Origin of the sequence: Flavobacterium sp. (assembly GCF_027484705.1) — a bacterium.
In the GTDB taxonomy this organism is placed as follows: domain Bacteria; phylum Bacteroidota; class Bacteroidia; order Flavobacteriales; family Flavobacteriaceae; genus Flavobacterium.
Genome location: NZ_JAIXSL010000017.1, coordinates 21,092 through 35,384, shown reverse-complemented (window position 1 = coordinate 35,384; position 14,293 = coordinate 21,092). Strand labels below are relative to the sequence as shown.

The 14,293-nt window shown below is 34.9% G+C and carries 9 protein-coding genes; 8 read left to right on the top strand and 1 reads right to left on the bottom strand.

Annotated elements, in window-relative coordinates; genetic code table 11:
- The first annotated feature begins 29 nt into the window (after positions 1-29).
- The 8 genes from Q0058_RS10500 to Q0058_RS10465 all read left to right on the top strand — a co-directional run bounded on the left by Q0058_RS10500 (position 30) and on the right by Q0058_RS10465 (position 12,182).
- Positions 30-1,520 (top strand): M1 family aminopeptidase, encoded by a 1,491-nt coding sequence (locus Q0058_RS10500; RefSeq protein ID WP_298223671.1) that lies wholly within the window; start codon positions 30-32, stop codon positions 1,518-1,520.
- A gap of 500 nt (positions 1,521-2,020) precedes the next feature.
- Positions 2,021-4,843 (top strand): DEAD/DEAH box helicase family protein, encoded by a 2,823-nt coding sequence (locus Q0058_RS10495; RefSeq protein ID WP_298223669.1) that lies wholly within the window; start codon positions 2,021-2,023, stop codon positions 4,841-4,843.
- A gap of 111 nt (positions 4,844-4,954) precedes the next feature.
- The gene (locus tag Q0058_RS10490) at positions 4,955-5,263 is read left to right on the top strand and encodes a type II toxin-antitoxin system RelE/ParE family toxin (protein ID WP_298223667.1); all 309 of its coding nucleotides are present in this window, start codon (positions 4,955-4,957) and stop codon (positions 5,261-5,263) included.
- Positions 5,264-5,278: 15 nt separating this feature from the next.
- A complete protein-coding gene (locus Q0058_RS10485; RefSeq protein ID WP_298223665.1) occupies positions 5,279-6,394 on the top strand; it encodes a HigA family addiction module antitoxin in 1,116 nt (371 codons plus the stop codon).
- Positions 6,394-7,650 carry a restriction endonuclease subunit S gene (locus tag Q0058_RS10480; RefSeq protein WP_298223663.1) on the top strand — a complete coding sequence of 419 codons (1,257 nt, stop codon included), beginning with the start codon at positions 6,394-6,396 and terminating at the stop codon, positions 7,648-7,650. The genes Q0058_RS10485 and Q0058_RS10480 overlap by 1 nt, the downstream gene beginning before the upstream one ends.
- A 10-nt stretch (positions 7,651-7,660) precedes the next feature.
- Positions 7,661-8,866, top strand: coding sequence for a hypothetical protein (locus Q0058_RS10475; RefSeq protein WP_298223661.1), 1,206 nt, complete (start codon positions 7,661-7,663; stop codon positions 8,864-8,866).
- A 9-nt stretch (positions 8,867-8,875) separates the two neighbouring features.
- Positions 8,876-10,669, top strand: a complete 1,794-nt coding sequence (locus tag Q0058_RS10470) for a DUF262 domain-containing HNH endonuclease family protein (protein WP_298223659.1) — start codon at positions 8,876-8,878, stop codon at positions 10,667-10,669.
- A 19-nt stretch (positions 10,670-10,688) separates the two neighbouring features.
- Positions 10,689-12,182, top strand: coding sequence for a class I SAM-dependent DNA methyltransferase (locus tag Q0058_RS10465; protein WP_298223658.1), 1,494 nt, complete (start codon positions 10,689-10,691; stop codon positions 12,180-12,182).
- 498 nt (positions 12,183-12,680) lie between these two features.
- Here Q0058_RS10465 and Q0058_RS10460 read toward each other — a convergent pair whose 3' ends face one another.
- Complete coding sequence (locus Q0058_RS10460) at positions 12,681-14,264, bottom strand: T9SS type A sorting domain-containing protein (protein WP_298223656.1); 1,584 nt, start codon at positions 14,262-14,264, stop codon at positions 12,681-12,683.
- Between the last annotated feature and the right edge of the window lie 29 nt (positions 14,265-14,293).

Below are 14,293 nucleotides of genomic sequence, written 5' to 3'. Positions count from 1 at the left end.
CTGACGAAAGGCAAGAAACTTACAGAAAAATGAAAAATGTTCTACTACTTTTAATCTTTACATTCACGAGCGCTTTAACTTTCGGACAAACCAAAATACACTACAAAGTATTTTATACGGACCAAATCGAACATGAAGGGTTGAAAATCGAAATCTCATTTACTTCAAAAAAAGCAACAGACTCCACCTATTTTCAATATTCCAACGAAGTTTGGGGAGAAACGAATCTCACCAACTGTTTGAAACTGATACAAGAAGAAAATCCTAAATACGCTTTTAAAATTGTAGCCGATAGCAACAGAATCGTCGTGTATCATCCCAAAGAAAAAAACATCCGTTTTTCATACCACATCATACAAGACCTTAAAGAAGAAAGCCCGAAATCAAAAAACAGACCGCTGCTGCAAAAAAACTATTTCCATATTTTAGGACAAAGTTTGTTCGTTATTCCTGAAGAAATATTCGAATCTAATATTGACGACCCTGAAATTATTGCGGACATTGAATGGTTGAATTTTCCCAAAAACTTCATCATCCACAACACCTTCGGATCACAGCAAGTAAAACAAACCTTAAAAGTAAAACTTTGGAGTGCGTTTTATAATTCCTTATTTGTTGGTGGAGACTACAGAATCAAATCCTTCAACTACCTGAAAAAAACCGTTTATTTTGCCATCAGAGGAACATGGCTTGGAGCATATACGGACGACAACCTTTTTACTGCCTTGAAAAAGACCATTCCAAGCCAAAGAGCGTTTTGGAACGACAATAATTTTGATTATTACACGGTGATTATGACGCCAACCATGACACAAACAGATAGCATCTATAAAGGCCAAAGCATCACAGGCTCCGGTGTGAAAAACGGGTTTTTGATTCAATCTTCAAACAATCCGTTTAATCACTTTCCGACTATGAATTACATCTTCAATCACGAAATGATGCACGATTGGATTGGCGGGAAAATCCCCATGCGAAATGAAGAGTTGAATTATTGGTTTAGCGAAGGATTTACCGATTATTACGCCTACAAAAACAGGCTGCGAAATCAGGACATTACTTTGAAAGAATGGCTTGATGGTTTTAACAAAGATGTCATCAAAGCGCATTGGGAAAATCCAGAGAGAAACAAACCCAATTATGTGATTAAAGAGGACTTTTGGAAGAACCGGAATATTGAAAAAATACCCTACAGAAGAGGCGCTATTTTTGCTTTTTGGTTGGACAATCAAATTTTGAAGAAAAGTAATTACACTAAATCTTTAGATGATTTGATGAGGGATCTTTTAAAAATTTGTACTACTGAAAACAGGAAGTTTACGGATGAGTTATTTTTAGAAATGGCTCAGAAATATCTTGGTAAAGACCTCTCTTATTTTTTTCAAAAACATATTATTAGTGGGTTGGATTTTGAGTTGCGTGATGTTGATTTGATTGATGGGTTTAGGGTTGAGTTTGTTGAGAATATACCTAGGATTGTGGGTGATGATGAAGTGGTGCGTAAGTATATTTTGAAATAGAAACAATGTGCTGTTATATTATTCTTTTTTTTTGCTTTGATGCAAATTGACGGAGGAGCTTCAGCAAACACCTTTTTCTATTATTGACGTTTCTTTCTTTTGCCTTGATGCAAAAGAAACAAAAGATCAAGTCTTCATATTTTCGCCTGTAAATCATCGCAACCCATTTTCCGCCGCGCGACCACAGCCGTTCGTCGTGCCTCCTCAACTCCGTGGTCACTTTCTTCTGCCTTGCTTAAAATGCGTTGCGTGATTTACTACGGAGAAAATATGAGGACGGGGCTCGCGTAGAGTTGAACTTATTGATAATTGATGACGTTTTTCTATACGTTATCAATAGCGTATTGGGTGAAGATTGCATTTTTTTGATAAGGTCATGCCATCAATAACTTTTATTGATTATTACGTATTAACGCGGTAAAAACACCTTTCAAATTCAGTATAAATACTATTGTTGGTATGGGTATTTATTGGTATGTTTGGTGAAACTATCACAAACCATGATTAACCAGAATCCTGAGCAAATCGCCCGCGATCATATCGACAAGCAATTGCTTGCGTGTGGTTGGATTATTCAGGTTAAGAAGAAATTTAATCTTGCCGCAGGATTAGGCGTAGCCATTCGCGAATACCAAACCGATATTGGCCCTGCTGATTATGTTTTGTTTGTTGATAAAAAACCAGTCGGAATCATTGAAGCAAAGCGCGAAGAAGAAGGGGTTCGCCTGACTTCTGTGGAAGACCAGTCTACTCAATATGCCAACGCAAAACTTCGATTACTCAACAATGACCCTTTGCCTTTTGTATACGAAAGTACTGGCGAGATAACCCGTTTTACCGATTACAGGGATTTAAAACCCCGCTCGCGCAATGTGTTTACATTTCATCGTCCTGAAACTTTTGTTCAGTGGCTGAGCCAAACCAAAACACTACGCACCCGATTGCACAACCTTCCTGCCCTGCCCGTTGATGGCTTGCGCGATTGTCAGATAACCGCAATCAACAACCTTGAAAACTCTTTTAAAGACCAGCGCCCAAAAGCCTTAATTCAAATGGCAACGGGTTCGGGTAAAACCTTTACCGCGATTACGTTTGTTTACCGCTTATTAAAATACGCCAAAGCCAAACGCATCCTTTTTCTAGTAGATACGAAGAACTTAGGCGAACAAGCCGAAGGTGAATTTCGAGCCTTCACCGCCCAAGAAGACAACCGTTTGTTTACCGAATTGTATGGTGTAACCCGTTTGAACAGTTCATTTATTCCGAACGACAGCCAAGTATATATAAGTACCATTCAACGCATGTATTCTATTTTGAAGGAAACGGAACTCGATGAAAGTGCCGAAGAAGAAAACCCCAACGAAACTCGCTTTGAACCCAAAGAACCGATTCCCGTAGGCTACAATGAAAAGGTACCGATGGAGTTCTTCGATTTTGTCGTTATTGATGAATGCCACCGCAGTATTTACAATTTATGGAAACAAGTACTGGACTATTTCGATGTGTTCCAAATCGGATTAACCGCCACACCCGACAACAGAACTTTCGGGTATTTTAATCAGAACCTTGTTTCAGATTACGGTTATGAAAAAGCCGTCATTGATGGTGTTTTGGTGCCCTATAATGTGTTTACCATTGAAACCGAAATTACCAAAAACGGCAATGTCATTAAAATGGGCGAACAAGTAGATAAACGTGAACGTCTTACTAGAAAAAAGTTTTGGGAAGCCTTGGATGAAGATGAAGTATACAGCGGCAAACAATTAGACAAAGATATTGTAAACCCAAGCACGATCAGAACCATCATCAGAGCCACTAAAGACAATTTGCCTGCCATGTTTCATGACCGTGTTGATAGTAAAGGAGCGTTTGAAGTACCCAAACTATTGATATTCGCTAAGACCGATAGCCATGCCGAAGATATCATTGACATTGTGCGCGAAGAGTTTGGCGAAGAAAACAAGTTCTGCAAAAAGATTACGTACCGCAGTGTCGAAGATCCAAAGTCGGTCTTACAACAATTCCGCAATGATTATTACCCACGCATTGCCGTTACAGTTGATATGATTGCCACCGGAACCGACATCAGACCGCTCGAAGTTTTACTGTTTATGCGCGATGTGAAAAGCCGTTCCTATTACGAACAAATGAAAGGACGTGGCACACGCACTTGCACAGTGGAAGAACTCAAAGCGAAAGGCACTCCGACTGCCAAATACAGCAAAGACCATTTTGTGATTATCGATGCTATTGGTGTCGAACAATCACAGAAAACCGACAGCCGCCCATTAGAAAAGTTACCCGGAATATCCCTGAAAGATGTTTTGACCAGTGTAGCTATGGGCAATACCTCAGAAGACATGTTAACGACCTTAGCCAACCGCTTGATTCGATTGGATAAGCAACTTAAGGACAAAGACAAACAACAGTTTAGCGAGAAAGCTAACGGGCTCACGATTAACCAAATTGTCAAGCAATTGTTGCATGCTTATGATCCTGATGTACTTGCGCAGTCAGAAATCGATATCCGAAGCGGCATGCGAGGCCACGCTCCTATCGAAATTAAAAAAGCACTCAACAAAGCCAACCAACAATTGATTGAAGATGCCGTTGCCGTATTTCACAATCCTGAGCTGCGCGATTTTATAGTAGATATCCGTAAAAAATACGACCAGATTATTGATGTTGTGAATATCGATGCCATCACCAAAATTGGATGGGTGAAAGACCATGCAGAAGCCGCCGACAAACTGATAATCGATTTCAAACAATGGATTTACCAGCATAAGGATGAAATTACGGCCTTGCAAATTTTTTACACTCAGGACTTCCGCAACCGAAGCCTGACTTATAAAATGATTAAGGAATTATATGATTTACTGCTTTCAGAAAAGCCAACCATAAAACTCAATACGTTGTGGGATGCGTTTGCCACACAGGAAGATACCGAAGCAGAAAGCAAACTAATCAAACGCATGCCGCGTACCGAAAAACCCAAACAAGAATTGGTGTTGCTCGTGTCGTTGTTGCGCAAAGTGATCGGAACCGATGAATGTCTTACGGGTTATGACAAAACCGTTGACCGCAATTTTCAGGAATGGATTTTTAAGAAAAATGCCGGACAACACAATGCGTTTACAGAACAACAAATGCATTGGCTGCGGATGATGAAAGACTATGTGGCTAATAGCTTTTGCGTAGAGAAGGATGATTTTGATTTGCCACCGTTTAACGCCGAAGGTGGGTTGAGTAAAATGTGGCAGTTGTTTGGAGAAGATACTGATGGAATCATTAAGGAATTAAATGAGGTTTTAGCGGCTTAAAAACAAAGCTTTATTACTCAAAAGACTAAATCGATTGTTGATTTTAACCTATTACTACATTTTTAATATTATATTTACAAAAAATAATTATACCTTTGCAAAAGAATTAAGATGGATTTTACGTTCAAAAATAAAGAATTAGAAAAATTGTATACTACAGGAAAATCAAAAAAACTTAAGCTTTCCAATGATATAATTGAAAAATTCTTTGCTAGATTACAGCAAATTGAAGCAGCTAACGATATTTATGATTTATGGAATGATAAAGGTTTGAATTTTGAAAAAATGACAAATACTGAAAACTCTTACTCCATGCGTTTAAAAATAAAATACCGTCTTGAAATGGATATTGATTGGAAAAATAACGAACTAACCATTGGGGATTTCATTATAACCGATATTTCGAATCACTATTCTTAAAAACAAACAATCAGTATGGCAACTACCCAAAAATTAAGACCCGCAATTAAATTTGGCCCTGGCTATTTCATTAGAGAACAAATGGAATACCGAAGCTGGACTCAAGATGAACTAGCTGAAATAATGGGAATGACTAGTAAACACATTAATAAAATTTTAAAAGACAAGCAACCCATTACACTTGATACTGCAAAAGTATTAGCTGAAGTTTTTGACACTTCTCCGCAATATTGGTTGAATTTAGATGCTAATTATAGATTGTGGTTAGACTCTGTTCCTTCTGAAAAAGAAAAACAAGCAGAACTCAAAGCTAACCTATACGAGCGTATGCCTGTTAGAGATATGATTGCTAAAAATTGGATACCTAATTTTTCTAATGTGCATGAGCTTTATGAAAGCATGCTCGAATTTTGGAATTTAAAAACATTAGATTTTGGAGAATGGGACAAACAAATCACGCCACTATTGGCAAGAAAATCAGAGAGTTTTAATCAATACAAAGCTTCATACACCTACACTTGGTATCATAAAGCAATGATGGTAGCAAGCAGTTATTCTGTTCCTGAATTTAATAAAAAAGGACTGGAAGTCCTTTGTAATGACTTGCACAATTATACGGTAAAAGAAAACGGAATCAACCAATTTTTAGAAAAACTAAACCAATTGGGTGTTGTCTTTTTTGTTTTGCCTCATTTGCAAAAAACCTATTTGGACGGTGCAGCTTTCTATTATAAAAACAACCCTGTTATTGTCTATACCGGAAGATACAAACGCATTGATAACTTTTGGTTTACTATTGCCCATGAAATAGCACATATTTTAAAACATCTTGACGAAAAGAATACTTTTTTCCTTGATAATTTTAGAGATGAAGAAGTAAATGATTTAGAAACAGAGGCAAACCAACTAGCGGCTGAAAAATTAAAACACCAAGAAATTATAACATTTCTAAAAGCTAAGCTGAATTATTTATCTACCGAAGATATTGAAAACTGCGCTAAACAACTAGCCATACACCCTGCATTGATTATTGGGAAATTAGCGTTTGACAAAACCATTTCGTATGCCAACCAACGATTGTATAATGAGGAAGTTTTGGACTTAATAGATGGTAAATATTTGGTAAAATAATGGGCTTAGAGACAAATAAAGTTACCTATAAAAAATCTTGGACATTAGTAAAACTAAATGAATTTTGTACTCGTATTAGCGACGGAGTACATTTCAAACCCGAATATATAAATGAAGGAATCCCATTTATATCAGTTAAAGATGTATATAATGATAAAGTACATTTTGATAATTGTAAATATATTTCTCTTGAAGCACACAAAGAACTTATTAAAAGATGTTTTCCTGAAAAAGATGATATTCTTATAACTAAAAGTGGGACAATTGGCAGAATGGCTTTAGTTCCTGAAAAGCCTGAATTTAGTCTATTTGTAAGTGTTGCTTTAATTAAAAATATAAAAGAACGAATTGATTCTAAATTTCTTAAATTCTGTCTGGAGAATTTTCTAAACCATATTAATATTGCTCAAGATATCAAAGGTGGTTTATTAAAAAACTTTCATCTAGAAGATATTAGACAAACACTCATTCCTCAACTTCCAATTAGTGAACAACTCAATATTGTATTAAAATTAGAAGAACTCTTCAGCGAATTAGACAAAGGCATAGAAGATTTAAAAACGGCACAACTACAACTCAAAACCTACCGACAAAGTGTATTGAAATGGGCTTTTGAAGGTAAGTTAACGAATGAGAATGTAAAAGATGGTGCGTTGCCGAAAGAATGGAAAATAGTTGATTTAAAAGAAGTATGTGAAATAAAAAGAGGAAAATCAAAGCATCGCCCAAGAAATGCACCAGAATTGTATGGAGGTAATTATCCATTCATACAAACGGGAGATATTAGAAATGCTAATGGTGGGTACATAAAAAGATATTCTCAAACCTACAGTGAAATTGGATTAGCACAAAGTAAGCTTTGGCCGAAGGGCACATTATGTATTACTATTGCTGCAAACATTGGCGAAACTGCTATATTAGATTTTGATGCTTGCTTTCCAGATAGTGTTGTCGGATTGCTATCAAAAAGTGATGTTCTCCTGAATAAATACTTGAATTATTTCTTTATTTCATTTAAACAAAAATTAGAGGAATTAGCACCTGCAACTGCTCAAAAAAACATCAATGTTGATATTTTAGAAAAGGTAAACATACCGCTTGCTCCATTTACCGAACAACTCAAAATCATCCAAGAAATCGAAAGCCGTTTAAGTGTGGCTGATAAAATGGAGGAAAGTATTGCGCAAAGTATGCAACAAGCCGAGGCATTGCGGCAGAGTATTTTGAAAAAGGCTTTTAGTGGGGAGTTGGTTTAAAAAAGAGATTATGTATTACTATTATTATAACAAATATTATCCTAGCGATATTTTGGTTTTTATTGAAGAGGTTAATTGGGATGAAAATACAGTAGTATTTGATTTCATTGATTCCAACGAATTTGAAAAATTTGACAATACTCTTGAAATTCAACACAAAATATTACAAGCTTCTATGGTTAAAGTTACAAACTACAAACAAAGAAGCATTAGAGAAAATACTGTATATGCCATTGATAGAAAAGTAATTCTAAGTTTAAGACAAAACATTGAACAAATTGAAGATTCTTTTTTATTTGGTTATTCAATAAATTTACCAAATCAAACAGAGTTTTTATTCAAAGAATCGGTAACAATAGGAGAATTAGACAGGTATAACATTGGAGCAATTGTTCGTGGTGGGGCTCAAAAAAATATTTTAGATATACCTCTTAAAGGAAATATTGATATAACTATTAGAAATATTGGACAAGGGAATTGGAATGAAATAAACCTTGACAAAGAAGTAAAAATAGTTTATGATGCGGGAGCACCTATGAATGCTCCAAGAACTGTTGTAAGAACTTATATAGGAAACAAACCAACTGAATACTTAAAAAGCAAACCTTGCTTAATATTGTCTCATTGGGATAAAGACCATTATCATTCATTAGTTGGTATGACTGATGCTGAATTACAATGTTTTTCTTCATTTATATGTCCTGATATTAGACCCAATATAACCAGTAGAATATTATATGGTAGAATTTTAGCTGCTCTAGGAACTCATAATATTTATACTGTATCAAACATACCAAAAACAAAAGGTATTCCTCCCACTCTGGGTTTAATATCAACCACTGGAAACAAATTGATGGTATTTAATTCAACTTATAACAAAGATAGAAATCAAGCGGGTATAGTACTCGCTATAAAAACAAATAAGTCAAGTATAATAATACCTGGTGATTGTCATTATGACCTTCTATCAAATTATATATTACCGATGTTAAATCATACACACCTTCATAATTTAGTAGTTCCTCATCATGGAGGTAACGCAGGTGCTTATGATTATAAAATGCAACCCGGAACAACTCCTCAACAGGCAGTGATTTCAGTTGGTAATAATCGATATGGTCATCCAAAACTTGCCTATACAAGAGCATTAACATTTGACTGGTTTCAAGTTTCGAATACTCAAACTGTTGGAACAGATATAGTAATAAATTTATAAATAAGAAATATGAAAGCAGAAGCAATGTCATTGACATTTTTAGGTAACGAAGGACATGTTAAAATCCCTTTTTTTCAAAGAGGATACGTATGGAATAGAGACAATTGGGAAGATATTTTAAGTGACTTACTCGATTTTGAAAAAAGTCATTTCTTAGGTTCATTGATTTTAAAGCAATTGGAAAAGCAAACCGGTAAACCAAAAGAAGTACTCGTTATCGACGGTCAGCAAAGATTAACAACATTAAGCGTTTTAATAAGAGCATTATATAATGGCTTTGACTTTGAAACACAACAGAACTGCATTGTATCGTTAAGAAATTATCTGTTCTACAAAAAAAATCAAACTGATAAAGAATTCTATGTTAAAATATCACATTCTAAAATTGACAAAAGATATTTTCAAAAAATCATAAAGGATGAAGTATCAGAGGAAGAATATGATGCAATAGTAGTTGATATTCCTGGTGTAAGAACTCAAAAAAGTTCAAATCAAATTTTACAATGCTATAAATACTTTTTTGAAACACTTAAACAGCTCGATGAGGACTTAAGACTGGAATTGTTTAATAGGTTACTCGATCAGGAAAACAAGATTCTCGTGATAATCGACCTTTCAGAAAAAGAAGATGAGCAGTCAATTTTTGATACTATTAACAGTGCTGGCGTTAGGTTAAGTAGCGCGGATATAGTTAAAAATGCGTTATTCCAAAAGGCCTTAGATCTATTTGACAAACAGGAAGATGTTGAAACTTTATATCAGGAAAATTGGGAAGATGTTTTTTCTAAAGATGAAGATGCCATCAATTTTTGGGATACACCTAGAACAACCGGAAGATTAATGCGAGACAATATTGAAATACTACTTCATTCCATTTCAGTTATAAAAGGCTTTTTTGATCCAGATAAAAACACGTTGTCAGATTTATCAACGCTTTATAAAGATTATATAAAACAAATTAACAAATCTGATTTAGAATTATTTTTGAAAGAAATCTCAAAATATGCAAAACTTTTTAGAGAAAAGATTTTGGTCTTTAATAATAGTTCTTTGTTCAATTATCAAGATAACCATTCAAGATTATTCCATATATTAAGTTTATGTGAAATCTCGACTTTTCACCCTTACATACTTTCATTATTTTATAAATATGATAATGATCCTCAGAGACTAGAATTAGAACTCAAAAAAGTGGAGTCATTAATCATCAGAAGAATGATCACAAAATCTGAAACTAAAAGTTATAATAAAATGTGTAAGGAGTTTATCAATAATAATTCAGCAATTGATAAAAAAATAGCAGAATTAGATAACAGCAGTATTAGTAATGGAATATCTTTCATATCAAATAAAAATGCTACAATTCTTTTATTTTGGATTGAACTCTACAGAAGAGATAAAGACAATAAACAATCAGTAAAGGAATTAAAATACAATTATTCGCTAGAACATTTAATGCCACAGAAGTGGGAAGAGTTTTGGAATAACATACCGATTAGAAATATAGAAAATGTTGAAATCACTGATAGAGAAGTAGCAAAAAAAGAGCGTTTGTCTAAAATATACTCTATTGGTAATATGACGTTACTGAACAGTTCCTTAAATACATCGTTAAGAAATTATGAGTTTAGTAGAAAAATTGAAGGAGAAGGAAGGAAAAAAGGAATAAGACATTATGCTGATTTAGGAATTACAAAATTTGACATTTTAGATCAGTACGATAATGGAGATAAAATTTGGGATGAGCAAAAAATTAACAATAGAACAAGTACACTGTTTACAGATATTTTAACAATCTGGTAATTAGCCTACAACAAAAATTATGAGTAAAGAAAATTCCCCAAACGCCTCCAGTATAGTTTCCAAAGTCTGGGCATTCTGTCAAACCCTCCGCGATGACGGTGTGGGCTACGGCGACTACTTAGAACAACTCACCTATTTGCTCTTCCTAAAAATGGCAGACGAATATACGAAGCCACCTCACAACCGAACGATGCCCATTCCTGCTGAGTTTGCTTGGGAAACACTTACTAGCAAAAGCGGTACTGAACTAGAGTTGCATTATAACATCATGCTTCGCGAACTCGCCAAAGAAAAAGGCATCTTAGGGCAAATCTTTGTAAAAAGCCAAAACAAAATCCAAGACCCTGCCAAGTTGTATAAACTCATTGCACTCATCAACGCCGAGAATTGGATATTGATGGGCGTGAAAGACAAAGGCGACATCTATGAAGGTATTTTAGAAAAAAACGCCGAAGATACCAAAAGCGGTGCCGGGCAGTACTTCACGCCTCGCCCACTTATTAAAGCTATGGTTGAGTGTTTGCGCCCAGAAGCCAATAAAACAATTGCCGACCCAGCTTGTGGTACAGGAGGTTTCTTCCTCGCTGCCTATGACTGGATTGTCGCTAACAGAAATTTAGACAAAGAAGCCGCAAAGTTTCTCAAATACGAAACCTTCTTCGGAAATGAAATTGTAGCCAGCACGCGCCGTTTGGCTTTGATGAATTTATTCCTGCACAACATCGGCGATATCGATTCGGACAATTTTATTTCTCCTAATGACTCTCTAATAACCGATTCAGGAACCCGCTATGATTATATCTTAGCCAATCCGCCTTTTGGCAAAAAAAGCAGCATGACCTTTACCAACGCCGAAGGCGAACAGGAAAAAGAAGACCTGACTTACAACCGTCAGGATTTTTGGGTAACCACGAGCAACAAGCAACTCAACTTTGTGCAACACATCCGCACCATGCTCAAAACCACAGGGCAAGCCGCAGTAGTACTTCCCGATAATGTATTATTTGAAGGAGGTGTCGGAGAAACCGTACGCAAAAAACTATTAGACACCACCGATTTACATACTATATTGCGTTTGCCTACAGGAATCTTCTATGCCAATGGTGTCAAAGCCAATGTACTTTTCTTTGATGGTAAACCCTCAAGCAAAGACCCGTGGACGAAAGAAGTTTGGGTTTATGATTATAGAACCAACATCCACCACACGCTGAAAAAGAATCCGTTAAAGTTAGAAGATTTGCGTGATTTCATCAACTTATACAATCCTGAAAACCGCAATAAAAGAAAAGAAACGTACAACCCAGAAACCAATCCCGAAGGACGCTGGAGAAAGTTCGGTTACGACGAAATCATAGCCAGAGATAAAACAAGTCTGGACATCACATGGCTCAAAGATAAATCATTAGCCGATTTAGACAATTTGCCAGACCCAGATGTTTTAGCATTAGATATTGTAGAAAACATCGAAGCAGGATTAGCTAGTTTCAGAGCAATTATTGAAGGGTTGAAGTAAACAATTAATCACCAATAGTTCTATAAACCCCTAGCCTCGTCTTATTATTTTCTTCGTCGTAAATCACCCAATGCACTTTGCGCGTTGGAGTTAGGGAGCAATCACGGAGTGAGGTACGAACGGCTGTGGTTGCGATAGGAAAAATGGATTGGGATGATTTACAGGATTAAATATGAAGACTTGAAATCGCAGATTCATGAACACCTATAAAAAACAAATAAAAAACGCGTGAATATTTTTTGTTTCTTTTGTATCAAGACAAAAGAAAAAACATTCAATGACAAAAAAATACATTGCAATGATTTACAGCAAAGGGTCGAGCGTTAAGAAAATGTCCGGTGGACATTTTTAGCGAAAGAGCCAGCCGCGTGTTGGCCTTGGAGCCCGCGACGAACCGCTGTGGTCGCGCGGGGGAAAATGCGTTGTGATGATTTACAGGTAAAAATATGAAGCCCTAAATCACAGATTTATATATACCTCTAAAAAACAATCTGGTTTTTATTGTTTAATAATTTTCTTTCTTATGACCCTACCATTACTATCCGTAAATTTTAATAAATAATTTCCTTTTGATAAATGCTCGAAATTTAGCATTGTTTTTTCCTCAAAGTTATTAATTGTCTTTTGTTCTAATAGTCTGCCATCAATAGAAAACAATTGTATGTCTTTAATATTTAATTTAGAATATACATTTAAATAATCATTTACAGGATTAGGTAAGCATTCTAAAACAGTTTCATTTTCATAAAATTTATTAGTGGAAAGAAAAGAATTATCCATTTTACATACTACAGCAATAAAATAGGTGTCCGTAATATCTCTCGTAATACCTATCGAAAATATTTCATCTTTTGAAGTAGTAATTACGTCTTGAGCGACATTAGTAACTCCGTTTTCAAAATCTGTAACCATATATCCTGAATTATAAAAATTGCTATGCAAAGTTCCATCAGAATTCACTTTAGTGAGGTAATAATAAGATTGCATAATGGGGAAAAAACTTCCAGAACTTCCTCCTGCAATAATTTTACCATCTTTTAGATAACTTACTGTGTTGAAATAATCATTTGCTCCATTAATGCTATCAAAGATTTTTATTCCATTTCCGTTAAAACTATTATCTAAAATTCCATTGGCATTATACTTCACTAATATTGCTTTGTTTCCATGTCCACCTCCAGTTCCGCCACTATGTAAATTAAAACCCGCTGCAATAATATCTCCATTGCTGTTAATGTCTATATCTTTAAAACATGCCAAATGATCTGGACCAATAAATGTAATATTATAACCATTTAGTCCAAACGAAGTATCCAAACTTCCATCTAAATTGTATCGTGAAATAGTAGCTAAACTTTGCGTCTCATTATTATTATAGGAAGAACCAACAAGAATTATTTTGTTATCATATATTTTTGCTGAAGAAACAATTTCGTAGGCATAATTGGTTAGATCATTAATAACGAGTCCGTTGTTTCCAAATGTTGTATCTAAGTTTCCATTAGTATTGTATCTTTCTAAAGATTGCTTTGTGATATTATTATTATAACTCATACCCACTAACAATATTTTACCGTCATTTTGAATTAATAGAATATTATATATTCCATTGGTAGCTTCATTTAACCAACCATTATTTCCGAAATTTGTATCTAAAATACCATTAGTATCAAATCGAAATATTGTCTTTACCCCTGCAACCTTTGCTAACCCATAAATAAAATGATCATAATTAGAATAGGTTAATGCAGATACCCAAGAAAAATTTTCAAAACTACCAGAAGGAATGAAAAAAAAACCATTTGTTCCAAAAGAGGCATCTATTAATCCATTTGGATTAAGTTTATAGATATAAATATTTCTGTCAAAAAGTGCTCCCCACTGACTATAATCGCTATTTACTCCAACTATTAAGCTTCCATCGTCTAATTGTAGTAAAATATTTCCCCTTGTATTTCTATTATTTATTTCAATTTTAGAATAGCCATTAACTCCAAAATTGGTGTTCCAATTTTGAGCATTAATTTCCTGAATGCTATTGAAAACAAAAAATAGCGCAGTAAATAAGTATTTAAATTTCATTTTTCTATATTTTCAAATTCTTCCTTTTT

Bases quoted from the DNA above. Each gene is read 5' to 3' on its own strand.
- Q0058_RS10500 (WP_298223671.1), top strand. From the start codon at position 30: ATGAAAAATGTTCTACTACTTTTAATCTTTACATTCACGAGCGCTTTA.
- Q0058_RS10495 (WP_298223669.1), top strand. From the start codon at position 2,021: ATGATTAACCAGAATCCTGAGCAAATCGCCCGCGATCATATCGACAAG.
- Q0058_RS10490 (WP_298223667.1), top strand. From the start codon at position 4,955: ATGGATTTTACGTTCAAAAATAAAGAATTAGAAAAATTGTATACTACA.
- Q0058_RS10485 (WP_298223665.1), top strand. From the start codon at position 5,279: ATGGCAACTACCCAAAAATTAAGACCCGCAATTAAATTTGGCCCTGGC.
- Q0058_RS10480 (WP_298223663.1), top strand. From the start codon at position 6,394: ATGGGCTTAGAGACAAATAAAGTTACCTATAAAAAATCTTGGACATTA.
- Q0058_RS10475 (WP_298223661.1), top strand. From the start codon at position 7,661: ATGTATTACTATTATTATAACAAATATTATCCTAGCGATATTTTGGTT.
- Q0058_RS10470 (WP_298223659.1), top strand. From the start codon at position 8,876: ATGAAAGCAGAAGCAATGTCATTGACATTTTTAGGTAACGAAGGACAT.
- Q0058_RS10465 (WP_298223658.1), top strand. From the start codon at position 10,689: ATGAGTAAAGAAAATTCCCCAAACGCCTCCAGTATAGTTTCCAAAGTC.
- Q0058_RS10460 (WP_298223656.1), bottom strand. From the start codon at position 14,264: ATGAAATTTAAATACTTATTTACTGCGCTATTTTTTGTTTTCAATAGC.